We start from the raw sequence: 23,962 nt of genomic DNA on the forward strand, positions 1-23,962 counted from the left end.
TCTAGACGGAGGTATGTCATGGCTGATCGTTCACTGCGGGGCACCGGTCTGGGAGCCAAGAGCTTCGAGGACGAGGCCGGCGTCGAGTTCGCGGCGCGGCAGGAGGTCGGGTACGACTGCTCGCGTCAGCACCACTTCACGCTCGTGTTCTCGGCCGAGGCCGAGATCCCCGCCCTGTGGGAGTGCCCGCGCTGCGGCGCCGAGTCCCTGCGGTCCGACGGGCAGCGCCCGGAGGCCAAGGAGGAGAAGGCCGTCCGCACCCACTGGGACATGCTGCGCGAGCGTCGCTCCATCGCCGAGCTCGAGGACCTGCTGGCCGAGCGGCTGACCCTGCTCCGCGCCGGCGAGCTGGGTTCGACGGCCTGGTCGCGGACCGCCCCCTCGAAGAAGACCGCCTGACCCTCGGGGCGGGCCAGCAGACACCCAGGACCGCCCCGTGCGGCCGACCAGCCGGTCGGACCGCGCGGGGCGGTCCTGTCGTCTCAGCGGTCGGTGACCTCGCCACGGATGATGGTCGGTCCGCCCGGTCCGGGCGCCGGGTCGGGGACGGTCTCACCCGGGATCACCGTCCCGGAGGGGCCGACCGCCCCCGACGGCACGCCCAGCCGGCTCAGCCGTCGGGCGATGAAGAAGGCGACCAGCTTGCGCGCGGCCGGCCGGGTCAGCGGCAGCAGGAACAGGAACCCGACGATGTCGGTCGCGAACCCGGGCAGCATCAGCAGCAGCCCGCCGACCAGCACCAGGGCGGCGTCGGCCAGCTCACCGCTGGGCACCCGGCCGGTCTGGAACGCGTCGGTCAGCGCCGTCCACGCCCGACCACCCTCGCGCCGCATGAGCCAGGCGCCGAGGACGGCCTCGGCGACGAGGATCCCGAGCGTCGCCAGGGCGCCGATCTGGTCGGCGACCTGCAGCAGCAGCCACACCTCGAAGATCGGCACCGCCACCAGCAGCACGAGGAAGACCACCAGCGGCAGACCGCCGCGGAGCCTCACCGCGACACCGCCGGCACGCGGCGGCGCAGGGCCGACAGCTGGCCCGCCCGGTGCCTGATGCCCCACAGGGTGGTCAGCAGCAGCGCCTCGACGACGATCCGCTGGCTCATCTTGCTGACGCCGTGCTCACGCTCGATGAACGTGATCGGCACCTCGACGACCCGGAAGCCGGCCTTGAGGGCCCGCCAGGCCAGGTCCACCTGGAAGCAGTAGCCGGCCGAGACGACCCCGTCCAGCTCCAGCCCCCGCAGCGTCGCAGCACGGAACGCCCGGAAGCCGCCGGTCGCGTCCTTGAGCGGGAGGCCCAGCATGAGCCGTGTCCAGAGGTTGCCCCCGCGGGAGAGCACCTTGCGGGACAGCGGCCAGTTCACCACCGTGCCGCCGGTCACCCAGCGCGAGCCGAGCACCAGGTCGGCGCCGGCGAGCGCGGTCAGCAGCCGAGGCAGCTGCTCGGGCTGGTGGGAGCCGTCGGCGTCCATCTCGACGAGCACGTCGTAGCCGGCGTCCAGGCCCCAGCTGAAGCCGGCCAGGTAGGCGGCACCGAGACCCTCCTTGCCGGTCCGGTGCAGGACGTGCACGTGGTCGTCCTCGGCGGCCAGCCGGTCGGCGAGCTCGCCGGTGCCGTCCGGGGAGTTGTCGTCGGCGACCAGCACGTGCGCGTCCGGCACGCTGGCCCGGACCCGGGCCACGATGAGCGGCAGGTTCTGGAGCTCGTCGTAGGTGGGGATGATCACCAGGGTCCGTTCGTCCCCCCGGGGGGCGGCGGGCGTCGCCGTCGACTCGCTCACGTCAGGTCTCTTCCGTTCGTCGGTGCCGGCGCCCGGGCGGGGCCGACGGGATCGGTGCGGGGCCGGCGCGAGCGGGCACCGACCAGGGCCAGCGCGCAGGCCAGCACGGCCAGCAGGGTCAGGCCGCGGTCCACCCACGGCGCGACGAGCACGGCGGGCGTCAGGTGGGTGCGCAGCGGCATGGTGACGACGCGGTCGTCCGCGGTGAACTCGGTGGTCCGGGTGACCACCCGGCCGTCGCGGTCGATGAAGCCGGAGACGCTGTTGGTGGTCGCCACGGCGATCTCGCGGCGGGACTCCATCGCCCGGGCCCGGGTGATCGCGAACTGCTGCTCGATCTGCCCGGTGCCGCCGTAGGTGGCGTTGTTGCTCTGCACCACCGACACCTGGGCCCCGTGGGTGAGGGTCTCGTACACGGTGGCGTCGTAGGCGAGCTCGAAGCAGATCACGTCGCCCACCTTCAGCGGCCGGCCGTCGACCTGGACGTCGAGGACGCCGGGGGTGGTGCCCGGCACCGACTGGGCGCCCACCTGGGCCAGGATCGGCACCAGCGGCAGCAGCTGGTCCCGGAACGGGATCCACTCGCCGAACGGCACGAGGTCGCGCTTGTCGTAGCGGGCGAGGATCCCGGCCCGGGAGTCCCACCACAGCGCGCTCGTCTGCCGCTCGTCGGGGCCCGGCCCCTGCATCACGGCGCCGACGAGGATCGGCACCCCGGCGAGCTCGGCGGCCGACTGGACGGTCAGCCGGGTGAGGCCGTCCAGCGTCGGGTCGATGTCGGTGGAGTTCTCCGGCCAGAGCAGGAAGTCCGGCGTCGGGACCTGCCCGAGGCGGGCCTTGGTCATCAGGTCGACGGTCTCGGCCAGGTGGTTGTTGGTGACCGAGCGGGCCCGGCCCATGGCCTCGATGCCCCGCCCTGGGACGTTGCCCTGCACGATCCCGACGTCGACGCTGCCCTGCAGGCCGGCGGCGGGCTCCACCTGGAACCCGCGGAGCGCGGTGCCCGCCACCACGAGCAGCACCAGGGACCCGGCCACGACGAGCAGCGGACCGCGGCGGGGTCGTCCGGCGGCGGCGGGGGCGGTCGGGGTGCGCCGCCGCAGCCGCAGCACCAGCCAGGCGACCAGCTGCCCGACGAGGGCGACGACGAACGACACGCCGGCCACGCCGACGAGGGGGAAGAAGCCGGCGACCGGGGTGTCGACCGCGGCGTAGGCCAACCGCACCCAGCCGAAGCCGCCGAACGGGAGGCGGGAGTAGGCGAACTCGACCGCCACCCAGCAGCAGGCCGCGGCGAACGGCCAGGCGCGCAGCCGCAGCACCAGCGTCAGGGCCGCGGCCAGCACGCCGAAGAACAGGGCCTCGAACAGGATCAGCAGGGCGGCGACCCAGACCCCGAGGACGTGCAGCCAGCTGATGCTGACCGCCAGCAGCCCGAGGCCGAAGAGGTAGCCGAGCCCGAAGGACCGGCGCGGCGGGCCGCCCCGGACCAGCAGCGTCAGGGCCGGGACCCCCACCAGCAGCAGCGGCCACAGGCCGTACGGCTGCCAGGCGAGACCCAGCAGGGCGCCGGACGCCAGCGCCGCCAGCGCCCGCCAGCGCTGTCCGCGCCGCCCGCTGCCGGCGCTCGGGGACGCGCCGGCGGCGGCCGGGGGCGTCGGGGCGGGGGTGACCTCTGCGGGCGGGGCAGGGGTCAGGGGCGTCGACACGGAGGAAGTTTACCCAGCGCCGCCGGGTCGGAGTGGATCACGCGACCGGCCCCCAGCGTGGCGACGCAGCGCGGCAGCGGGTCCCCGGCGTGCAGCCGCGGCAGCCCGGACGCCGGGTCCAGCAGCTCGGCGGGCACGTCCCAGACGGCCACGTCGGCCGGCCGGCCCAGGGCCAGCACCCCGGCGGCGTCGTCCCGGGCCGCGCGGTGCGCCCCGCGGGTCGCGGCGTCGAAGGCGACGGCCAGCGGCAGCCGCTGGTCGGGGCGGACGTGCTGGACGGCGGCGCGGACCGTCGCCCAGCCGGCCAGCGGGGTGACCGGCGCGTCGGTGCCGAGGGCCAGCGCGACACCCGCCCGGTGGAGGTCCCCGAACGGGTTCATGGTGGCGGCGCGGCGACCGAGCCGCTGCTCGTAGAGCTCCCCCGGCCCGCCCCAGGCCGCGTCGAAGGCGGGCTGGACGCTGGCGACCACCCCGAGCTCGGCCAGGGTGGCCAGGTCCTCCGCCGCCACCATCTCGAGGTGCTCGAGCCGGTGCCGGGCCGCGCGGACGGCGTCGGCGCCGAGGAGGTCCGCGGCACGGCGCAGTCCCGCGACGGCGGAGGCGACGGCCTGGTCGCCGATGCAGTGGAAGCCGGCCTGCAGACCGGCCCGGGTGCAGGCGACGAGGTGGGCGGTGATCTGGTCGTCGTCGAGGTAGCGGACGCCCTGGGTGTCGGCGTCGGCGTAGGGGGCGTGCAGGGCGGCGGTGTGCGAGCCGATGGCCCCGTCGACGCACAGGTCGCCGGCCAGCCCGACGGCGCCGACGGCCCGGGCGGCGGCCAGCGACTCCGCGTCGGCCAGCGCGCCCCAGTAGGTGACGGCGCGCACGCCGACGGCGGCCGCCTCCTCGGCCACCCGCACGAGGTCGGCCAGCGGGCCGAGGTGCGGCCCACCCAGCTCGTGCACCGAGGCGACGCCCTGCGCGGCGGCCCCGGTGAGAGCCGTGCGGACGGCGGCCCGCCGCTCGGCGTCGGTGAACAGCCGGTCCATCGCCCCCCGGCAGGCGTGGTGGGCGTCCTGGGTCAGCCAGCCCTCCGGCGTGGCACCGGGCAGCCCGTCGAGGACCGGGAGCCGCTCCAGCAGACCGCTGGACACCAGGGCCGAGTGGACGTCGACGCGGGCCAGGTAGACGGCGACGCCGGGGGCGGCGCGGTCCAGCTCCGCCCGCGTGGGCGGCACCGGCTCCGGCCAGGCCCGCTCGTCCCAGCCCTGCCCGACGACCACCCGGATCCCCGGCCGGGCCCGGACGTGGGCCGCGACCCGCTCCAGCACGTCGGTCCGGCTGACGGCGTCGTGCAGGTCGAGGCCGTCGGCGACCTGGCCCACCTGGACGCAGTGCACGTGGGCGTCGACGAAGGCGGGGGTCACCAGCCGGCCCCCGAGGTCGACCTCGAGCGCGCCGGAGCCGGCAGCGCGGGCCGCGTCGTCGCCGCCGACGTGGACGACCCGCCCGCCCTGCAGCACCAGCGCGGTGGCACCCGGGACGGCGGGGCTGACGACGCGACCGCCGGTGAGGACCAGCGGCGCGTCGTGCTCGGGTGCGGGCCGGACGGGGCCCGGGTGGGTGCTCAGATCTGCGGTCGGTCCTCGTACGGCACCGACAGCACGGTGGTGGTGTGGGTGGAGACCTTGCCGTCGGCCCGGATGCGGGCCAGCAGCGACTCCAGGTGGCTCATCGTCGGCACCTGCACCTTGAGCAGGTAGCTCGGCTCGCCGGCCACCGAGTAGCAGGAGAGGATCTCCTCGATGTGCTGCAGCCGCTCGGGCGCGTCGTCGGGCTGGCTGGGGTCGAACGGCTTGATCGCGACGAACGCGGTGACCATCAGGCCCAGCTCGGCGGCGTCCAGCACCGCGCGGTAGCTCTTGATCACCCCGCGCTGCTCCAGCCGGCGGACCCGCTGCTGCGCGGCGGAGGTGGAGAGGCCGGTCTCCTTGCCGATGTCGGTGTAGGACATCCGCCCCTCGCGCGCCAGCAGCGCGAGGATGCGTCGGTCCAGCTTCTCCATGGCCGTATCGTGCCAGGATTGCCTGCGTGACCGCGCAGCGACTGCTACTTCTGGACACGGCCTCGCTGTACTTCCGGGCCTTCTACGGGGTGCCCGACTCGTTGCGGACGCCGGACGGCCGGCCGGTCAACGCCGTCCGCGGGCTGCTCGACTTCATCGCCCACCTGGTGACCACCTACCAGCCCACCCACCTGGCCTGCTGCTGGGACAACGACTGGCGCCCGGAGTGGCGGGTCGAGCTGATCCCCTCCTACAAGGCGCACCGGGTCGCGGGCGGCGGGGACACCGTCGTCGCCGAGATGGCGACGACCATCCCCGGCGAGGCCGCACCCGACGCCCTGGCTGCCCAGGTGCCGATGATCCTCGACGTGCTAGCCGCCCTCGGCCTCGCCGTCGTCGGCCAGGACCACTACGAGGCCGACGACGTCATCGGCACCCTGGCGAGCACCGCGCCGATGGCCACCGACGTGGTGACCGGGGACCGGGACCTGTTCCAGCTGGTCGACGACGCCAAGCCCGTCCGCATCCTCTACATCGCCCGCGGCGTCGGGAAGCACGAGGTCGTCGACGAGGCCTGGATCCGGGCGAAGTACGGCATCGCCGCCTCGGCCTACGTGGACTACGCCACCCTGCGCGGCGACGCCTCCGACGGGCTGCCGGGCGTCTCCGGGATCGGGGAGAAGACGGCCGCGTCGCTGCTGACCAGCTACGGCGACCTGCACGGCATCCTCGAGGCCTCCAGCCGCAAGGACAGCCCGGTCTCGGGCGGTGTCCGCTCCAAGCTGGGCGCGGCGATCGACTACCTCGCCGTCGCGCCCACGGTGGTGTCCGTCGCCCGCGACCTCGACCTCGGCGTCGGCTGGGACGACCTCGCCCTGCCGGCCGCGCCGGCGCACCCGCGGACCTTCGCCCGGCTGACCGAGGACCTGGGCCTCAGCGGCAGCGCGGCGCGGGTGCTGGCCGCCCTGTTCCGTGAGGCCTGAGCCGCTCGACCCGGGCACCTGGACGGCGCGCCCCGCCGCCGTCGCGCTCGCCGGCGGCTGCCCGCCGTCCCGGCTGGTGGCCCGGCTGCGGGCGGCGGACCGGCCCGCGGTGCTGAGCGGCGACTGGTTCGGCGGCGGCGTGCTCGTGCTGCGGCGCCCGCTGCTCGTCCGGGAGCCGGCGGACGCCGCCGACGGGTTCGACGACCTGGTGCGGCTGCCCGCGGTCACCGCGCCACCGCTTGGCGGGCCCGACGTCCTGGGCGGCGGCTGGGTGACGACGCTCGGCTTCAGCCCGGGCACCACCGTGCTCGCGTTCCACGGGTCGCTGCTGCGCTGGCGGGTGAAGGCCGGCTGGACCTTCGAGACCCTGGGCCTGCCCGGGCACGAGGAGGCGGACGCCGCCGAGCTGGAGGCCTGGCGGGCGGACTTGGCTGCGGCCGAGGACGACGGGGACGACGGCGGGCGCGGGGCCGCCGCGCCGGACCTGGGTGTCGTCGGGACCCGGGAGCCGCCGGAGGTCGCCCGGGACCGTCACCTCGCCGCGGTCGAGGACGCCGTCGGCCGGATCCGGCGCGGGGACTTCTACCAGGTGAACCTGGGCACCCGGGGGCACGGCCGGTACGCCGGCGAGCCGGCGCGGCTCTTCGCCCGGGTCGTCGAGCGCCTCCAGCCGGACCGGGCGGCCCTGGTCACCGGGCCCGGCGGGCGGGCGCTGGCCTGCTTCAGCCCGGAGGTGTTCTGGACGCTGCACGACGGGCGGGTGACCAGCTCCCCCATCAAGGGGACGGCCCCCCGCCGGGCGGGCGAGACGGACTCCCCCGCACTGCGCGGCTCGGCCAAGGACGCCGCCGAGAACGTCATGATCGTCGACCTCGTCCGGCACGACCTCGCCCAGGTCAGCGAGCCCGGCAGCGTGGCGGTCCCCGAGCTGCTCGCCCTGCGCCCGCACCCCGGCGTCTGGCACCTCGTCTCCACCGTCACGTCCCGGCTGGCGCCCGGCGTCGACGTCGCCGACCTGCTGCGGGCGACCTTCCCGCCTGGCTCGGTGACCGGTGCCCCCAAGACGGCCGCCCTCGCCGCCCTGCCCGCCCTGGAGCCGGTGCCCCGCGGCGCCCACACCGGGGCCGTCGGCCTGGTCACCCCGGCCCGAGGCACCGAGCTGGCGGTCACCATCCGCTCCTTCGAGCTGGCCGACGGAGGGCTGGAGCTGGGGGTGGGTGGCGGCATCACCACCGACTCGGTGCCGGTCCTCGAGTGGTACGAGTGCTGGCACAAGGCGGCTCCGCTGGTCGAGGCGGCCGGTGGGCGGCTGGACCCGGCCCTGCCGCGGTCCCCGGTGCCGCCGACCCCCGGGCAGCGGGCGTCCGGGGTGTTCGAGTCGGTCCTGGCGGTGCGCGGGCGGCCACTCCGGCTGGCCGCGCACCTGGCCCGGCTCGACCTCTCCACCCGGGAGCTCTACGGCCAGGGGCTGCCGGCCGACCTGCCCGACCGGGTGCAGCTGGCTCTGGCTGAGGTCGAGGTCGAGGCGCGAGCCGCCGTGCGGGTGGCGGTGCGGCCCGCCGTCGACGGATCCTCTGACCGTCGACCGGAGGTCGAGATCACCGTGCGGCCGTTGGGCGCCCGGCTGGAGCGGTGCACCTTGCGCCGGGCGGAGCGGCCCGCGGTGTCCTGGCGGCACAAGTGGGTCGACCGGGCCGCCCTGTCCGCCGCGGAGGTGGCGGTCGCCCCGGCCCTGCCCTACTTCGTCGGTGAGCCGGCCACCGGGGTGACCGAGTCCTCGCGCGGCAACCTGTTCGCCCGCGGGCCGGACGGGGTCTGGCGGACGCCGCCGCTGGACGAGCACCTGCTCCCCGGGGTGACCCGCCGGGAGGTGCTCGACCTGCTGGCCGACCTCGGCGAGCAGGTCCGGGTCGCGCGCCTCGTCCCGGCCGACCTGCAGGCGGCCGACGCCGTGGTCTGGACCAGCAGCCTGAGCGGGGTGGTCGCCGTCACCGCCGTCGACGGCCGGCCGTTGCCCGCGCCGCCGGCCCTGGTCGCGACGCTCAACCGGCGGCTCGGGGTGTGACGCCGGGCCGACCCGCGCCGACGTGGCACGATGCGGGCATGACAGCGGCGGGCATCAGAGCGGCGCTGGTCCTCAACGGGCCGAACCTCAACCTGCTGGGCACGCGCGAACCCGGCGTCTACGGCCACGCGACGCTCGCCGACGTCGAGGCGGACTGCCAGGCCGCCGGCCTCGAGCTGGGCCTGGCGGTCGAGTGCCGGCAGACGAACCTCGAGGGCGAGCTGGTGGAGTGGGTGCAGGAGGTCGGCCGCCGCCAGGCCGAGGGCGAGCTGCTCGGCGCGGTGCTCAACGCCGGCGCGTACACCCACACCAGCATCGCCCTGCGGGACGCCGTCGCCGGCTCCGGCGCGCGGGTGGTCGAGCTGCACATCTCCAACGTGCACCGCCGGGAGGAGTTCCGGCAGCACTCCTACCTCTCCCCCGTCGCCGCCGGCGTGATCGTCGGTCTCGGCGTCGCCGGCTACCCGCTCGCGCTGCGGGCGCTCACCCTGCTCGCGGCGCAGGACCTGCGCTGAGAGCGCGGCCTGAGCCGACCACCGCCGCCTGAGCCGCCCACCGCCGCCTGAGCCCGTCGAAGGCTCGTCGACGAGCTCAGGGCGCGGAGGGACGGCGTCGCAGGACGCAGGAGGGACGGCGTCTCAGGAGGTGGTGAGCCGGTGCGCCGCGGCCTCGGCGCTCGCGTAGCGGCCGTCGACGACATCCCGTGCCGCGGTCAGGAACCCCTCGGCGTCCTGACCGGGCGCGAACTCGCCCAGGTAGTAGACCCGGGTCTCACGACGGACCGCGGCCTTCGGGTCGCTGACCAGGAGCTCGTCCAGGACCGTCTCGAGGTTGGACAGGTCCTCGCGCAGCACGTAGGCGGCCCGCGCCGCGGGCGCCTCGACCAGCAGCTGCTCGGGCGTCCGGCCCACGGACACCATGGCGAACGGCTTCTCCGAGCGCAGGTAGTCCGAGACGACGGCGGACACGTCCGCGACCATCGCGTCGGAGAGGTTGAAGCAGTCCTCGACGCTCAGCCCGGACTCCGCCGCCGGCCCCCACAGGTGCTGGCGCCCCGTCCGCTCCCGGTCGGCGTCCAGCAGGGCGCCGATGGAGGCGATCACCGCCCGGCACTCCGGGTAGCGGTAGTTGAAGGGGTGCGCGCGGAAGACCACCCGGCAGCCCCGGGCCAGCAGCGCGGCGACGACCTGCTCGCCCACCGGCAGCGAGAACACCCGGCTGTCGGCGTACGGGCCCTGCCAGGTCGGCGCGTACAGCACGGTCGGCGGCTGCTGCTCCGCCACCGGTCCGCGGGCCGCCTCGATCTGCTCGACCTGCGGACGCCCCACCACCAGGAACTTCTCCTCCGGGATGTGCACCCCGTGCCGCGCGTAGCGGTCGATGCCCGCCTGGCCGGCGGCGAAGATCAGGTCGTAGATGGCGTGCACCGGGTTGTAGCAGGCCGGCTTCTCGGAGTCGCCGTGGTTGAGCCAGACGTGGGTCAGCTCGCGCCGCTCGATGAAGTGGGTGTTCCGGACCGCGTTGTTGACGTAGAACGCCGACGTCATCGACGGCACGATGACGTCCTCCAGGCTCCGCAGCGTGGGCCGGTGGACCACCGGGACCACCACGCCCTGCTCCTCGCAGAGCTGGGCGACCTGGCGGAGCATCGGCAGCGTGCGGGTGATGACGACGAAGCGCCGGCCGGTCCGCACGAAGTACGGCAGCCACATCCCCAGCTGGTAGGCGGCGCCGACCGTCGAGGCGAAGTAGACGGCGAACTCCGGCGCCCAGGCCTCCAGGGCCCCGCGCAGCCGCTCCTCGCCGCGGCTGACCTCCACCGCGCGACGGAGCGCCTGCACCAGCACGAGGGCGACGGCCCCCAGCAGCACGGCCGTGACCACCAGCAGGACCACCTCGAGCGACGGGCGCGCACCCGGCCACGCCCGCGCCACCGGTCCGAGCAGCACCAGGGCCACCAGCACGGTGCCGACCCAGGCCCGCGCCGGCCACTCCCGGGGCAGCAGCTCGCGGACCGGTCGGACCGCCGCGGGCAGGTGCACCGCCTGGAGCCCGAAGCCGCCCCAGCACGCCTCGACGGTCCGCTCGGCCACCAGCCCGACAGCCAGCACGAGCAGCGCCGCGACCACCGGCCAGCCGACGCCGTCCGCGCCCGCCACGACGACCAGCGTCGCCAGCAGCAGGGCGCGGACCACGGGAGCACGGTCGGAGAGGCGGAGCCGGGCGTCCGTCCGGCCGCGTCGGGCGGACACCACCTGCAGCACGACGGCCAGCAGGGCCAGCCCCGCCGGCAGCCACGCCGGGCCGTCCAGCACCGCGGTCAGCAGCGCGACGAGCGCCACGCCGACGGCCACCAGGCCCAGCCCGACGCCGAGCAGCAGCCCGCTGTAGCGGCGCAGGCCGGCCGCCGCCCGGGACTGCTCGACCTCGTCCTCGGCTCCGGGGCGGGCGTCCTCGGCGCCCGGCGCCTCCTCGGCCTCGACGTCGCCGCGGTCCTCGGTCTCCTGGTCCGCACGGGACTGCCGCGCGACGTGGCGGACGGCGTCGACGAAGGCGTCGGCGTAGTGCTCGGCCGGGAAGTCGCCCAGGTAGTCCGCGCGGAGCGCCAGCCGCTGCTCGCGGAGCGGGTCGGGGCCCAGCATCGCGGTGAGCTGGCCGTCGAGGTCGGCGAGGTCGCCCCGCACCACGTAGGAGGCGGCGGCGACCGGGAACTCGGCCAGGAACTCCGGCGGCTCGGCGGGCACGGCCACCATGGCGAAGGGCTTGCCCGAGAAGAGGTAGTCCACGACCACGCTGGACACGTCCGACACCATCGCGTCGGAGACGTTGATGCAGTCGAGGATGCCCCGCTCGGACTCCGCCGCCGCCCCCCACAGGTGGGCCCGGCCGGTGCGCCGGGCGTCCGCGGCGAGCAGGTCGTGGATGCGCCCGATCACCGCGGCGTCGTCGGCGAAGTCGTAGCTGAACGGGTGCGGTCGGAAGACGACGGTCGCCCCGCGGTCCAGCAACGCCTGCACGATGCGCTCCCCGCCGGGCAGCGAGTAGAGCATCGTCTCCTCGACGTGCCCCCGCCAGGTGGGGGCGTAGAGCACCACCGGCTCGGTGACGGCGCTGATCGGCCGGTCGACCTGGTGGACGTCCTCCACCTGGGGCCGGCCGACGACGCGGAACTTCTCGGCCGGGATCCGGACGCCGTGCGCGGCGTACCGGCGGGCTGCGGCCGGTCCCGCGGCGAAGACCGCGTCGTACATGGCGTGCGTCGGGTTGTAGGACGGTGGCTTGTCCGAGTCGCCGTGGCCCAGGTAGATGTGCGTCAGGTGCTGGAAGCGCACCATGGCGCCGTTGCCGGAGGACGCGTTGACGTAGAACGCCGCCTTCAGCGACGGCCCGACCAGCGCCTCGAGGTCGGCGGTGCTGCGGGCCTCCACCACCGGCACGTCGGTCTGCTCGGCCAGCGCCGCCGCCGGCACGGCGTTCCGGGTGACGACGAGGAAGCGGAGCCCGGCGCGCTGCAGGTAGGGCAGCCACATGAGGACCTGGTAGGAGGCGTCGTCCGGGCGGGAGGTGTAGACGACGAACTCCGGTGCGTAGTCGGCGACGGCCTGCGGGACCAGGGTGCGCCGCTGCCGGGCGGCCAGCACCTTCGCGCGGCCGGTGACCGCGAGCACCACGAAGGGCACCGCCGCCGCCACCGTGCAGCCGAGCCACCACCAGGGGCTGAGCCCCAGCAGCGCGACGACGACGCCCGCCGCGACGGCGACCGACGCGGTGACCACGGCCAGCGGGCCGACCGGGGGTGAGGTCGGGGCGGCGGGGAGGCCGGGCAGCCGGACGGCGAGCGGGACCGTGAACCGGGCGGCCCGCGCGAGCACCGGCTCCACCGTGAGGCAGCCGAGCAGGACCCCGGCACCCGCGACGGCGGCGACGACCTCCGCGGGACCGTCGGCTCGCAGGGCGAGCAGGGCGCCGAGCACGGCGGGCGGCACCGCGCGCACGGCCATCAGCTGCCCGAGCGGGCTCCAGCCCGCGGCCCGGCCGCGCGCCAGCAGCGCGATGCGCAGGGTGACGGCCAGCACGGCCCCCAGCACGGCCAGCGCGCCGGCGGCCTCGCCCGCGCGGTCCAGCAGCAGGCCGCCCACGCCGGAGACGGCGGCCAGCACGTCGAGCAGCAGCTCGCGCGCCCGTCGTCGGCCGGGGGAGATCTCGTCGGGGTCCACCGTCACTCCCCCGTGCTCAGGGTGGCGGCCTGCCGCCGCTCGGACGGTGAGCGCGCGTCGATGACGCCGCGGGCGGCGTCGAGGAAGCCGTCGGCGTAGCGGTCCGCCGGGAAGTCGCCCAGGTAGTAGGTCCGGGTCTCGGCCCGCACGGCGGCCAGCGGGTCGGCGCCGAGCAGGTCGGCCACCACCGCGTCGAGGTTCGACAGGTCCTCGAGCAGCACGTAGGCGGCGCGGGCCGCGGGCGCCACCTCCACCAGCTGCTCCGGGGTGCGGCCGACGGCCACGATGGCCAGCGGCTTGCCGGAGTGCAGGTAGTCGGTGACCATGGCCGACACGTCGCTGATCATGGCGTCGGAGGCGTTGAAGCAGTCCTCCACCGACATGGCCCGCTCGGCGGCCGAGCCGTAGACGTGCTCGACCCCGGTCTCGCGGCGGTGCCGCGCCAGCAGCCGGTTCACCTTCTTGATCATGGTCACGCAGGCCGGGAAGCGGTAGTTGGTCGGGTGCGGCCGGAAGACCACCCGCACCCCCGCATCCAGCAGGTGCTGGACCACCGGGACCGCGACGGGCAGCGAGAAGAGCCGGGTGTCGGCGTAGGGGCCCTGCCAGGTGGGCGCGTAGAGCACCGTCGGCCGTTCGACCGTGCTCACGGGGCCGGCGGCGGGCTGGACCCCCTCCACCTGCGGCCGGCCGACGACGCGGAACTTCTCCTCGGGGATGTGCACCCCGTGCCGGGCGTAGCGGTCGATGCCCGCCTGGCCGGCGGTGAAGATCAGGTCGTAGATGGCGTGCACCGGGTTGTAGCAGGCCGGCTTCTCGGAGTCGCCGTGGTTGAGCCAGACGTGGGTCAGCTCGCGCCGCTCGATGAAGTGGGTGTTCCGGGCGGCGTTGTTGACGTAGAAGGCGGTGGTCATCGACGGCACGATCACCTCCTGCAGCCCGGCCAGCGTCGGCCGCAGGATGACGGGCGCGTCGACGCCGTTGCGGCTGAGCGCCCGGCTGAGCTCGGTGAGGGTGTCCGCCGACCGGGTGACGACGACGAACGGCCGGCCGATCCGCGCGAAGTAGGGCGCCCACATGCCCACCTGGTAGCCGGCGCCGACCGTGCCCGCGAAGTAGACGGCGAACTCGGGCGCCAGGGCGGTCAGCTCGTCCCGCAGCCGGTGCTCGGCCCCGACCACCCGGGCCGCCCGTCCCAGGGCCCGCACCGCCACCACCACGAAGAGGGTGAAGACGAGGACGGCGACGGCCACCAGCAGACCCGCGGGCACCGGGACCAGCACGGCGAGCAGCGCCAGCAGCACGGCGACCGATCCCGCGAGCGGGAGCAGCCCGCGCGGCACGCCCTCCGCCACCTGGGTGCGCATCGCCGGGAAGTTGCGGACCTGCAGCCCCAACCGGCCCCAGGCCCGCTGCACCCCGGACTCGCCCACCACGGCGACGGCGAGCAGCACGAGCACGACGAGCGCCGCCGGCGCCGGCAGCCGTCCCGGCGGTGCGGCGACCGCGGCGGCGCAGAGCAGGACGACGCGGACGCCCCGGGCCTCCCCCATCAGCCGCGGCCAGCGCTTGCGGCGGTGGACGGAGGCCGAGACCGAGCCGTAGACCGTGGTCAGCGCGGCCACGCCGAGCAGCACCGGCAGCAACCGGGGCGCGCCGACGAGCGCGGTCGCGAGCGCCAGCAGGGCCAGCACGGCCGCCGCCTGGCTCCACCGGCGTGGCTGGACCAGCCGGCGGCGGAGCTTGCGCAGCCGACGCCGGGTCCGCGAGCGCGGCCGGCGCGCCGGCGTCCGGACCGGACCGGCGGCGGGCGACCCGCCGCCGGGCACGGGCAGCATCTCGTCGTCGGCCGGGCTGTCGTCGGCCCCTGCGCCGGAGGCGCCGGCCAGAGCGTCGTCGCCGGTGTCGTCCACGTCCGAGCGGAGCCGCCCGCCGCTGGCCACCGCGTCGACGGCCGCCACGAAGGCGGAGGCGTAGCCCTCGGCGGGGAACGGGCCGAGGTAGTCCACCCGCTGCGCGCGGCGGACCTCCGCGAGCGGGTCCTCGCCGAGCATCGTGGTGAGGGCGGGGCCGAGATCGGCGAGGTCGCCGGGGACCACGTACGCCGCCCGGGCCACCGGGTAGGCGGCGCGGAAGGCCTGCGGTTCCGTCGGCACCGCGACCATGGCGTAGGGCTTGCCGGAGAAGAGGTAGTCGGAGACGACGCTGGAGACGTCGGAGACGAGGGCGTCGGAGAGGTTGAAGCAGGCGACGACGCTGCGCTCGGTCTCCGCCTCGGCGCCCCACAGGTGGGGTCGGCCGGTGCGTCCGCGGTCCTCGGCGAGCAGCCGGTGGATCCGCTCGATCACGGCGGCGTCGGCGGGGAAGCCGTGGCTGAACGGGTGCGGACGGAAGACGACGGTCGCGCCGGCCGCGAGCAGACCCCGGACGACGCCCTCGCCGACGGGCAGCGAGGACAGCGAGGTCTCCTCGACGTGGCCGCGCCAGGTGGGCGCGTACAGCACGACCGGGGACGCCCCGGCCGGCCGGGACCCCGCGGTCTCGATGGTCTCGACCTGCGGCCGGCCGACGACGACGAACTTCTCGTCGGGGATCGCGATGCCGTGCTCGGCGTACCGCCGGACGGCCGCGGGTCCGGCGCAGAAGATCCGGTCGTACATGGCGTGGGTGGGGTTGTACGACGTCGGCTTGTCGGAGTCGCCGTGACCCAGGAACACGTGGGTCAGCTGCTGGTAGCGGACGAAGACGCCGTTGCCGGAGGAGGCGTTCGGGTAGAAGGCGGCCCGCAGCGACGGCACCACCAGCACGTCGAGGTCGGCGGGGCCGCGCGCCTCCACGACCGGCACGTCGACGAGCTCGGCGAGCGCCCGTGCGCTGGCGCTGCTCCGGGCGATGACGATGCAGCGCCGGCCGGTGCGCTGCAGGTACGGGAGCCACATGGTCACCTGGTGCACGCCGTCCGCGCCCGGCCAGGAGGTGTAGAGGGCGATCTCGGGCTGCAGGTCGGCGATGGCCCGCGGCAGCTCCCGCTCGTGGCGCCGGAGGGCGGCCGCGCGGCGGGCGTTGTCCCGGGCCACCCGCACGCGGCCGGCCGCGGCCAGCACGGCGGCGAGCGCCCACCACCAGGCGGGCAGGCCGAGGGCCCCCACGGCCAGGCCCGCCGCCACCGCGCCGAGATCGGCGAGGAGCACCTGACGGCTGAGGTCGGCGGGCACCGGGGTGGTCGGGACGCCGGGCAGGTGCGCGACCACCGGCACCTTGAGCTGGGAGCCGGGGCGCAGGTACGGCTCGTAGAGGACGGCCCCCACCAGGACGACACCGCCCAGCGCGGCGCCGACGGCGTGCTGGGGCTGCAGCAGCGCGAGCGTGCTGGCCAGCCCGGCCCCGATCAGCGCGCGCTGCCCCAGCTGGCTGGTGAGCAGGTCGAGGCGGGGGCTCTGGCGCCGCATGGTCACGGCGCGGCCGGTGGCGGCCAGCAGGGCCAGGGCCAGCAGCGCGAGGCTCCACCGGGAGCCGTCGAGCGCGAGGGAGATCCCGGTGGCGGCCAGCGCGGTGGTGCCGAGGTCGGCGCCCAGCTTGCGCAGCCGGCTCGCGGTGCCGAGGTCGCGTGGTCCGCGGCTCAACCTGTCTCCCATCACCAGTGCGCAGCGCCTCGCGGTCGTGCGGTCGTCGGGGCGTCCGACGCCCCAGGATATAGCCGCCTCCGGGGCCGCTCCCCGGACGTCGACCCCCGTCGCGTGTTGGCGGCGGACGGGCGGGGCCTGCTCCCGGACTAGTCGGCGCGCCGTCGGGACGAGCGGGCGAGGACGGCCCGGGTCCGGCGCAGCACGGCTCCCGCCAGCCGCCGACCGCGCCCGCGGGGCGTCGGGGCGGCCGTCGGGTCCGCCGTCGACGGAGCGGGCGGCGGAGCGGGCGGCGGGTCGGGCGGCGGGTCGGGCTCGGTCACCGGCGGGCGCCCTCGGTCCGCGTCCACCTGCGCCGACGCCCGGCGCGCCTCCTCCTCCCGGCGCGCCGCGGCCGCCCGCTTCCACTCGGGCGGCTCGTGGCGCCGGCCGACCGCGACGGTGAGGCCGCGCCGCCCCTGCGTGTAGTAGAGGGCGACCGGCTGCCCGCCGAGCGGAGCGCCGCGGTCGAGCGCGGCGTCGTCACCCCTCCACTGCGGGGGGAGCTCCAGCCGGACCCGGCGACGCAGGCCCAGGCCCGTCAGCTCGACGTAGAAGTCCCAGCGCCCGGGTCCGAGCGGCTGGCCGGCCGCGAGCCGCGTGAGGTCGACCTCGCTCTCGAACTCCCAGCGGAGGCCGTCGGCGGTGCTGACCACCGGGACGTTCCAGCGCTCGTTCGACGTCCGCTCGAGGGCGTACAGCACGAGCTTCGCCGCCCCCAGCGCGCGGGCGAGCTGCTCCGGCGGGAGGTCCCCCACCAGGCCCGCCACGGTGCCGGGGCTCGCGTCGAGGTCGTCCCCGCGGACCACCCCGAGGCGCGCCCGGCCCGCCAGGACCAGGGTGCCGGCGGACCAGCGGGCGGTCAGCAGCTCGCACCGCCCGGTCCACCGGGTCTCCTCCCGGGCGAGGTCGAGCAGCCGCTGGAGGTCGCCGGCGATCAGCGCCTCGCCGGCCGCGCGGGTGGCGAGCGGGAGCAGCGCCACGACGCCGGGCCCGAAGTAGGCCGCGGCGGTGCGGTGCGCCGCCGAGAAGAGGTTGCTCAGCTCCGGCTCCGTGCGCTTCAGCAGGCTCCCCCCGGAGTGCCGCTTGACCATCTCCGTCTGCAGCCAGCGCCGGAAGATGCGGTCGCGGAGCGGCCCGGGCTCGGTGTGCGCGACCACGACGTCGAGGGCCTCGCGCAGGTTGGCGAAGTAGGCGTCCCAGTCCACCGCGTGGTACGCGGCGTTCGCGCCGTCGTCACGCCGGATGTGGTAGTAGCACGTGTAGTCCGCGTACACGGCGATGCTGCTCGCCAGCAGGTAGGCCGTGACCACGAACAGGTGGTCCTCCAACCTCCGCCGACCCTCGGGGAACCGCAGGCCGTGCTGGTCGAGGAAGGCCTTGCGGAAGAGCTTGTGCGGGGTCAGGCTGTCGATGATCGTCGAGTCCGCGAGGGTGACGTGCGGGCGGGTCCGGGCGAACAGGTTGTGCGGGACGGCGCGGCCGATGCCGGCCATCTTCCCGATCAGCACGTCGGCGTCGTGCTCGACGGCGTAGGCGTGCATGCGGACGAGCGCTTCGGCCCCCAGCCAGTCGTCGTGGTCGCAGAAGAAGACGAAATCGCCGCGGGCGGCGTCGATGCCGACGTTGCGCGGCTTCCCGGGCCAGCCGGAGTTCTCCTGGTGGATCACCCGCAGGTGCGGGTGGTCCTGCGCCACCCGGTCGAGCAGCGCCGGCGTCGCGTCGGTCGACCCGTCGTCGACGAAGATCGCCTCGAACTCGTCGTCCGGCATCGTCTGCGCCAGCAGCCCGTCGATGCAGGCCTGCACGTAGGGGCCCGGGTTGTAGACCGGGATGATGACGCTCACCTTCACCGCGACCACTCTACGGTCGGACCGCTCCGGGGCCGGGATCTCCCCCGGCCACGCTGTGCGCCTCGACGGAGCACCTCGCGGGTCGCAGGTCGGCGCCGGTGGCGCGCACCCTGATGCTCAGGTTCCCGAGCTGCGTGGTGTACAGCTCGGGGCCGGTCGCCGGCCGGGCGGGGACCCCCTGCGCGGGGACCGCCACCCGGCGCGTGACCCGGCGGCCCAGCGCGTCGAGCTCCGCGCTCACGTCGACGACGACCGGGCCGGTCGCCCCCGGGAGCGCGCGCAGCTCCTCGCCGTCGAGCCGGGCCACGCCGGAGAACACCAGGCGGTCGCCGACGCCGTCCACGGGGACGAGGCGCGGGGCGCCGGCCGCGCAGACCGAGTGGTCCTCCGGTGCGTCCCTGCGCCGCACCAGGAGGTGGAGCCGGGCGGCCAGGAGGTCGGCCGTGACGTCGATCGCCGATCGCGGCAGGGCGCCCAGGTCGAGGGGCGGGACCCAGACCACGGAGTCCCCCGCCCGACGGAAGAGGACCGGTGAGCCGTCGCCGTAGCGGAGCTCCATCGAGAAGCGCACCGCCGCGGCACCCTCCTCGTACCACACCTGCTCGGCGAGGACCGTCGCGGTCAGCCCGGCCTCCGCCTCGGCCAGCGCGAGCAGCAGGTCCAGCCGTTGCTCGCGCACCAGGTGCGCGCGGACCCGCATGGAGAACTCGAGGTGGTCGACGGTCTCCGGGGTGAACCGGGCCACCGCCACGGCGTGCACCTCGCGGAACACCTGCTCCCGCCGCGCCGACGAGTAGCCCAGCATCGCCCGGCCGCTCAGGTGCATCAGCACCTTCTTGCCCAGCCAGTAGGCCTTGATCCGGTCCCGGCGCTCGCCGGGCTCGGTGTGCCGGTCGACCACGTCCAGCACCGCGTTGACGGCCGTGGCGAAGTACGCGTGCGGGTCGAAACGCTCCGACGACGCGCTGACGACGCCCGCGCGCCGGGTCCAGTGGTAGTACGCGTAGTCGGCGTAGATGGAGATGCGCTCGGCGGCGAAGAAGGCCTGGACGTTGAACTGGTGGTCCTCCAGCCGCACCTTGCCGGGCGGGAACCGGATCCTGTGGCTCTCCAGCATGGCCCGGCGGTAGATCTTGTGCGGGGTCAGCAGCTGGACCACGGGGTCCTCGTCCAGCCGGGCGTCCGGGATCGTGCGGCGGAAGACGAAACGGCCGATGGAGCGCCCCACGCCCACCTCCCGGGCGATGACGACATCGCTCCGGTGCTCCACCGCGAAGGCGTGCACCAGCTCGAGCCCCCGGGGGCCGAGGTAGTCGTCGTGGTCGACGAAGGCCACGTACTCCCCCCGTGCGGCCCCCAGACCCACGTTGCGGGGCGTGCCGGGCCACCCCGAGTTCGGGATGTGGTGGACGACGAAGTTGCCGTGGGTCCCCGCCAGGGCGTCCAACCGCTCAGCGGTGCCGTCGGTGGACCCGTCGTCGACGAACACGACCTCGAAGTCCGCGGCGGGCATGCTCTGGCCCTCGAGGGAGCGCACCAGCTCGTCGAGCGCCTCGCCGGTGTTGAAGACCGGGACGACGACGCTGATCTTCGGCCCACTCGGTCGCGGGGCCCGTCGGAGCCGGCTCAGCAGTCGCACCCGGCTCCTCCTCCGCCTGATCGACCCTCCCGGAGTGCCCGGACCGGCTGCCGTCCTCCCGCGTTCAGGCGACCGCGACGAAACCGGTGCCGAACTGCTCGCGGACGAGCGGTCGCAGGGACGCGGCGAGCGACCCGGCGGAGACGGTGGCCGGCTGCTGGGCGAGCAGCTCCAGCAGACCGGAGCCGAGGAAGCGCGCGGGCGCGACGACGCTGCGCCGGTCCAGGATCTCCCCCGGGACGGGCTGGGGGTCGGGACGGCGGAACTCGGCGAGGATCTCGTCGAAGCGGTCGACGAGCACGTCGTTCTCCGGGTCGAGCCCGACGACCGCCAGCAGACCCGTCGGCCGGGTGTCGAGGGGGATGACGACCAGATCGGGCCGGTAGAGCTCGAGGACCTGGAGCACGCCGAACACGTCCCCCGTCCACTGGTGCGTGTGGCGCTCGCGGGCCGCCTCCGCGATGCTGCGCGGGAGCACGTCGTCGAAGACGATCATCCCGCGGGCCGAGGAGTGGCGCTCGGCGAAGATGAAGTCCCGCAGGGCGAACTCGAACAGGTGGAGCCCGTCGATGAAGCTCAGCTCGAACGGCTCGCCACCGGTGGCCGCGAGCGGGTCGGGCCGGCTGAAGTACTCGTCGCTCGTCGTGCGGAACAGGGCGACGTCACCGTCCAGCTCGGCGTGGATGGCGTAGGCGGGGTCGATGCCCACCGCCCGGCAGCGCGCCAGGGCGAGGCTGTTCCCGTTCCGGACGCCGATCTCGAGGTAGGCCGACGGGGCCAGCCGCGCGTGCACGGTCCGCAGGAAGTCGAGGTAGAGCATGGCTCACACTAACCAGCCGGCCCTCGCGGGGCCGTGGAGCGTCCTCCCGCCCCCACCCGTGTCGGCCGCTATCCTGCGACGACCTGGGCCCGACCACGGGTCCTCGCAGGAGGGGTTGGCATGCCGCCGGAGCTGAGCTTGGTCGTGGACACCGTGGCAGCACCCGACCCGGGCGAGCTCGTGCGCTCGATCGACGAGTCGACCCTGCCGGCCGCGCGCTTCGAGCTCCTGCTGCGGGTGGGCGGCGCCGCGGAGGCGATCGAGGGTCCCTGGCAGCGTCTCGCGAGCCGGCGACCCAACGTGCGCGTCGTCGCCCCCGGGCAGCCGGGGACCGGGGACCCCGAGGGGGACTACGTGCTGGCGCTGCGGGCGGATCAGCGGCTGTTCCCCGACGCCCTGACCCGGCTGCTCGACCTGGCCCTGGCGCACGACCTCGACGCGGTCGCGGCTCGCGAGGTGGCACCGGGCGCGGCGCTCGACGCCCTCCTCGTGGAGGACGCGGTCGACGCGGGTGCGGCGGCGGACCGGCTCCTCGCCGGGCCCGTGGTTCTGCGTCGCCGCGCCAGCACGGACGGCGGTGGTGCGGCGCGGGTCGGGGTGCTGGCGAGCTATCCGGCGACCTGGCGCGCCGGTCCCGAGGGCTCCCCCGCCGGAGCCGTCACCGTGGTGGTCGCGCCGCCGGCGGCGCGCTGGCAGGGGTCGGCGTTGGAGCTGGAGCTCGCGGGGCAGGTGGAGGCGGTCCACGCGACGGCGCTGCGGCCCGTCGTCCTCCTCCACCAGCTGGAGACCGCGCTCAGCTACGTGCTGCCCGGCGCGGCCGACGACGTGGTCCTCGAGGACGGGAGCGCACGGTGGGCCACCACGAGGTCGATCGACCTCCGGGTGGCGGCGGCCGGGTCACCCCTGCCGCCCGGGGAGTGGCAGGTCGAGGTGGCGCTCGTCGGGGCCGACGAGTGCTCCGCCGCCGTCGCCGTCCCGGAGGTGTCGCTCCCGGTCGCGCTGGTGGACGGGCAGGTCGTGGTGGTGGCGGGCCCGGGCCTCGTCCTGGACGTCGGTCCCACCCGACGTGCGTGCCCCCAGCTCCCCGGCCCGGAGGCCGCCACGATCACGGAGTCGGCCGCGGGCTGCCGCCTGGACGTCGCGCTGGACGGCTGGCACGTGCTGGGCGAGGAGCCGCGGTCCGCCACCATCGCGCTGGACCGGCTGCGTCTGCCGGCCCGGGTCGTCCCCTCGAGGGGTTCGGCCACGCTGACCGCCTTCATCAGCGGCCTGGCCGGCACCTATCCCCTGTCGCTGCAGCTGGGCCGGGCGCCGATGCAGCCCACCGGGTTGGCCGTGGTCATCAGCGGGGACGGCGCCGTCACTGTCACCGTCGCCCCGCCGAAGCCCGCGCCGGCGAGCAAGCCCGCCGCGGCCGCCCGGCCCGGGACGTCGGCCGAGCCGAAGCCCAAGCCCAAGCCGAAGCCGAAGCCCCAGCCGAAGCCGGTCCCGACCAGGCGTCCGGCGCCGCAGCCGGCCGCCGGACCGGTGGCCCGGCTGCGGAGGGCGGTGCCCCGCTCCCTGGAACCGCAGGTCCACCGGCTCGCGGAGGTCCCGCTGCTCCGCCGGACCTACCGGCGCCTGACGGGTCTCGGGGGCCGCTGACCCCGGTGCCGCCGCCTCCCGGCGCGGCGTCGGCGGAGCCAGGGGGTCCCGCCAGGCTAGGGTCTCTCCGGTGACACCTCTACGCAACGTCGCGGTCGTGCTGGCGGGCGGGACGGGGACCCGGGTCGGGTTGAGCATCCCGAAGCAGCTGATCAAGATCGCCGGCAAGCCGATCATCGAGCACACCATCGCGGCCATGCAGCAGTCCCCGCTCGTCGACGAGATCCTCGTCCTGATGGCCCCGGGCTACCTCGACGAGGTGCGGGCCATCGTCCGCGGCGGTGCCTACGACAAGGTCACCCAGATCCTCGAAGGTGCCGGCACCCGCAACGACACGACGGCCACGGCGCTCGCCGCGCTCGGGGACCAGGAGTGCAACGTGCTGCTGCACGACGCCGTCCGCCCGCTGGTCTCGCAGACGATCATCGCGGCCAACGTCGCGGCGCTCCAGCACCACCGGGCCGTCGACACCGCCATCCCCTCGGCCGACACCGTCATCCAGGTCCGGGAGGCGTCGGAGACGATCGCCGACGTGCTGCCCCGGCACCTGCTGCGCCGGGGCCAGACCCCGCAGTCCTTCCGGCTGTCGACCATCCGCGAGGCCTACGCGCTCGCCGCCCAGGACCCCGACTTCACCGCCACCGACGACTGCACCGTCGTGCTGCGCTACCTGCCCGAGGTCGACATCGCCGTCGTGCCCGGCCACGAGCGGAACATGAAGGTCACGGAGCCGATCGACGTCTACATCGCCGACAAGCTCTTCCAGCTGACGTCGGCCGACGTCCCGGAGGCGCTGACCGACGAGCAGTACCGGGCCGGCCTGGAGGGCCGGACGGTCGTGGTCTTCGGCGGCTCGTACGGCATCGGCGCCGACATCGCCGCCCTCGCCCGCCGCTGGGGTGCCGAGGTGCGGACGTTCTCCCGGTCCAGCACCGGCACCCACGTCGAGCGCCGGGCCGAGGTGGCCGCCGTGGCCGCGCAGGTGCTGGCGGAGACCGGCCGGATCGACTTCGTGGTCAACACCGCCGGGGTGCTCCCCCGCGGCGAGCTGACCGAGACCAGCGAGGAGACGATCTACGCCTCCACCGACGTCAACTACCTGGCCCCGATCTTCATCGCCCAGGAGTTCCAGCCGCACCTGGCCGCCAGCCACGGGTCGCTGCTGCTGTTCACGTCGTCCTCCTACACCCGCGGGCGCTCCGGCTACTCGCTGTACTCCTCCGCCAAGGCCGCCGTCGTCAACCTCACCCAGGCCCTGGCCGACGAGTGGGCCGGCAGCGGCATCCGGGTCAACTGCGTCAACCCCGAGCGGACGTCGACGCCGATGCGCACCAAGGCCTTCGGCGAGGAGCCGGCGGGGACGCTGCTGACCTCCGAGGCCGTGGCCCGCCAGTCCCTGGACGTGCTGCTCTCCGGGCAGACGGGGCACGTGATCGACATCCGCCGTGAGGACGGGCCGGCCGCCATCGCCAACGGCTGACCGGGCCGTCCGCTGGATCCGGGTGTGGCGGGGGCGTGGCGTGGCGGGTCGCCGGCCCGGCCCGGC

At 75.5% G+C, this 23,962-nt stretch carries 16 protein-coding genes; 6 read left to right on the forward strand and 10 right to left on the reverse strand.

Annotation, left to right across the window (positions count from 1 at the left end; translation table 11 throughout):
* The first annotated feature begins 18 nt into the window (after nt 1-18).
* A complete protein-coding gene (locus tag BLT72_RS10615) occupies nt 19-399 on the forward strand; it encodes an RNA polymerase-binding protein RbpA (RefSeq protein ID WP_091412764.1) in 381 nt (126 codons plus the stop codon).
* Nucleotides 400-482: 83 nt separating this feature from the next.
* On the opposite strand, the gene BLT72_RS10620 is transcribed toward BLT72_RS10615, so the two are convergent.
* The 5 genes from BLT72_RS10620 to BLT72_RS10640 form a co-directional block, all read right to left on the reverse strand.
* Nucleotides 483-992 (reverse strand): FxsA family protein, encoded by a 510-nt coding sequence (locus BLT72_RS10620; protein ID WP_231930493.1) that lies wholly within the window; start codon nt 990-992, stop codon nt 483-485.
* Entirely contained in the window at nt 989-1,780 is a 792-nt protein-coding gene (locus BLT72_RS10625) for a polyprenol monophosphomannose synthase (RefSeq protein ID WP_197677271.1), read from the reverse strand. Before BLT72_RS10625 ends, BLT72_RS10620 begins: the two co-directional genes overlap by 4 nt.
* On the reverse strand, nt 1,777-3,489 hold the full coding sequence (gene lnt / locus BLT72_RS10630) for an apolipoprotein N-acyltransferase (protein ID WP_231930495.1): 1,713 nt from the start codon (nt 3,487-3,489) through the stop codon (nt 1,777-1,779). Before lnt ends, BLT72_RS10625 begins: the two co-directional genes overlap by 4 nt.
* Nucleotides 3,474-4,991, reverse strand: coding sequence for an amidohydrolase (locus BLT72_RS10635; protein ID WP_231930498.1), 1,518 nt, complete (start codon nt 4,989-4,991; stop codon nt 3,474-3,476). Before BLT72_RS10635 ends, lnt begins: the two co-directional genes overlap by 16 nt.
* A gap of 104 nt (nt 4,992-5,095) precedes the next feature.
* Nucleotides 5,096-5,533, reverse strand: coding sequence for an Lrp/AsnC family transcriptional regulator (locus tag BLT72_RS10640; protein WP_091412766.1), 438 nt, complete (start codon nt 5,531-5,533; stop codon nt 5,096-5,098).
* Nucleotides 5,534-5,559: 26 nt separating this feature from the next.
* Here BLT72_RS10640 and BLT72_RS10645 point away from each other — a divergent pair, with 26 nt between their 5' ends.
* The 3 genes from BLT72_RS10645 to aroQ are packed head-to-tail and all read left to right on the forward strand — an operon-like array spanning nt 5,560 to nt 9,096.
* Nucleotides 5,560-6,516 carry a 5'-3' exonuclease gene (locus BLT72_RS10645; RefSeq protein ID WP_091412768.1) on the forward strand — a complete coding sequence of 319 codons (957 nt, stop codon included), beginning with the start codon at nt 5,560-5,562 and terminating at the stop codon, nt 6,514-6,516.
* Nucleotides 6,506-8,581: a chorismate-binding protein gene (locus BLT72_RS10650; protein ID WP_197677272.1), complete on the forward strand. Its 2,076-nt coding sequence runs from the start codon at nt 6,506-6,508 to the stop codon at nt 8,579-8,581. The genes BLT72_RS10645 and BLT72_RS10650 overlap by 11 nt, the downstream gene beginning before the upstream one ends.
* A gap of 38 nt (nt 8,582-8,619) precedes the next feature.
* Nucleotides 8,620-9,096, forward strand: coding sequence for a type II 3-dehydroquinate dehydratase (gene aroQ, locus BLT72_RS10655; RefSeq protein WP_197677273.1), 477 nt, complete (start codon nt 8,620-8,622; stop codon nt 9,094-9,096).
* Nucleotides 9,097-9,219: 123 nt separating this feature from the next.
* Here aroQ and BLT72_RS10660 read toward each other — a convergent pair whose 3' ends face one another.
* The 5 genes from BLT72_RS10660 to BLT72_RS10680 form a co-directional block, all read right to left on the reverse strand.
* Nucleotides 9,220-12,798, reverse strand: a complete 3,579-nt coding sequence (locus BLT72_RS10660; protein ID WP_157720420.1) for a CDP-glycerol glycerophosphotransferase family protein — start codon at nt 12,796-12,798, stop codon at nt 9,220-9,222.
* A gap of 2 nt (nt 12,799-12,800) precedes the next feature.
* Nucleotides 12,801-16,421: a CDP-glycerol glycerophosphotransferase family protein gene (locus tag BLT72_RS10665; RefSeq protein ID WP_157720422.1), complete on the reverse strand. Its 3,621-nt coding sequence runs from the start codon at nt 16,419-16,421 to the stop codon at nt 12,801-12,803.
* 149 nt (nt 16,422-16,570) lie between these two features.
* Complete coding sequence (locus tag BLT72_RS22750; protein ID WP_231930500.1) at nt 16,571-18,313, reverse strand: glycosyltransferase family 2 protein; 1,743 nt, start codon at nt 18,311-18,313, stop codon at nt 16,571-16,573.
* A 10-nt stretch (nt 18,314-18,323) separates the two neighbouring features.
* The gene (locus BLT72_RS22505) at nt 18,324-19,952 is read right to left on the reverse strand and encodes a glycosyltransferase (protein ID WP_091412774.1); all 1,629 of its coding nucleotides are present in this window, start codon (nt 19,950-19,952) and stop codon (nt 18,324-18,326) included.
* A gap of 64 nt (nt 19,953-20,016) precedes the next feature.
* Nucleotides 20,017-20,772 (reverse strand): class I SAM-dependent methyltransferase, encoded by a 756-nt coding sequence (locus BLT72_RS10680; RefSeq protein WP_091412777.1) that lies wholly within the window; start codon nt 20,770-20,772, stop codon nt 20,017-20,019.
* A gap of 120 nt (nt 20,773-20,892) precedes the next feature.
* Between BLT72_RS10680 and BLT72_RS10685 the strand changes: the two genes are divergently transcribed.
* Both BLT72_RS10685 and BLT72_RS10690 read left to right on the forward strand, forming a co-directional pair.
* Nucleotides 20,893-22,416: a hypothetical protein gene (locus BLT72_RS10685; protein ID WP_091412779.1), complete on the forward strand. Its 1,524-nt coding sequence runs from the start codon at nt 20,893-20,895 to the stop codon at nt 22,414-22,416.
* Between the two features lie 70 nt (nt 22,417-22,486).
* Nucleotides 22,487-23,896 (forward strand): bifunctional cytidylyltransferase/SDR family oxidoreductase, encoded by a 1,410-nt coding sequence (locus BLT72_RS10690; RefSeq protein ID WP_091412781.1) that lies wholly within the window; start codon nt 22,487-22,489, stop codon nt 23,894-23,896.
* The last annotated feature ends 66 nt before the right edge of the window (nt 23,897-23,962 follow it).

The organism is Friedmanniella luteola (genome assembly GCF_900105065.1).
Classification (GTDB): Bacteria; Actinomycetota; Actinomycetes; order Propionibacteriales; family Propionibacteriaceae; genus Microlunatus; species Microlunatus luteolus.

Excerpts from the sequence above, each read along its gene's own strand:
- BLT72_RS10680 (WP_091412777.1), bottom strand. The coding sequence starts at position 20,772 with ATGCTCTACCTCGACTTCCTGCGGACCGTGCACGCGCGGCTGGCCCCG.
- BLT72_RS10640 (WP_091412766.1), bottom strand. The coding sequence starts at position 5,533 with ATGGAGAAGCTGGACCGACGCATCCTCGCGCTGCTGGCGCGCGAGGGG.
- BLT72_RS10685 (WP_091412779.1), top strand. The coding sequence starts at position 20,893 with ATGCCGCCGGAGCTGAGCTTGGTCGTGGACACCGTGGCAGCACCCGAC.
- aroQ (WP_197677273.1), top strand. The coding sequence starts at position 8,620 with ATGACAGCGGCGGGCATCAGAGCGGCGCTGGTCCTCAACGGGCCGAAC.
- BLT72_RS10615 (WP_091412764.1), top strand. The coding sequence starts at position 19 with ATGGCTGATCGTTCACTGCGGGGCACCGGTCTGGGAGCCAAGAGCTTC.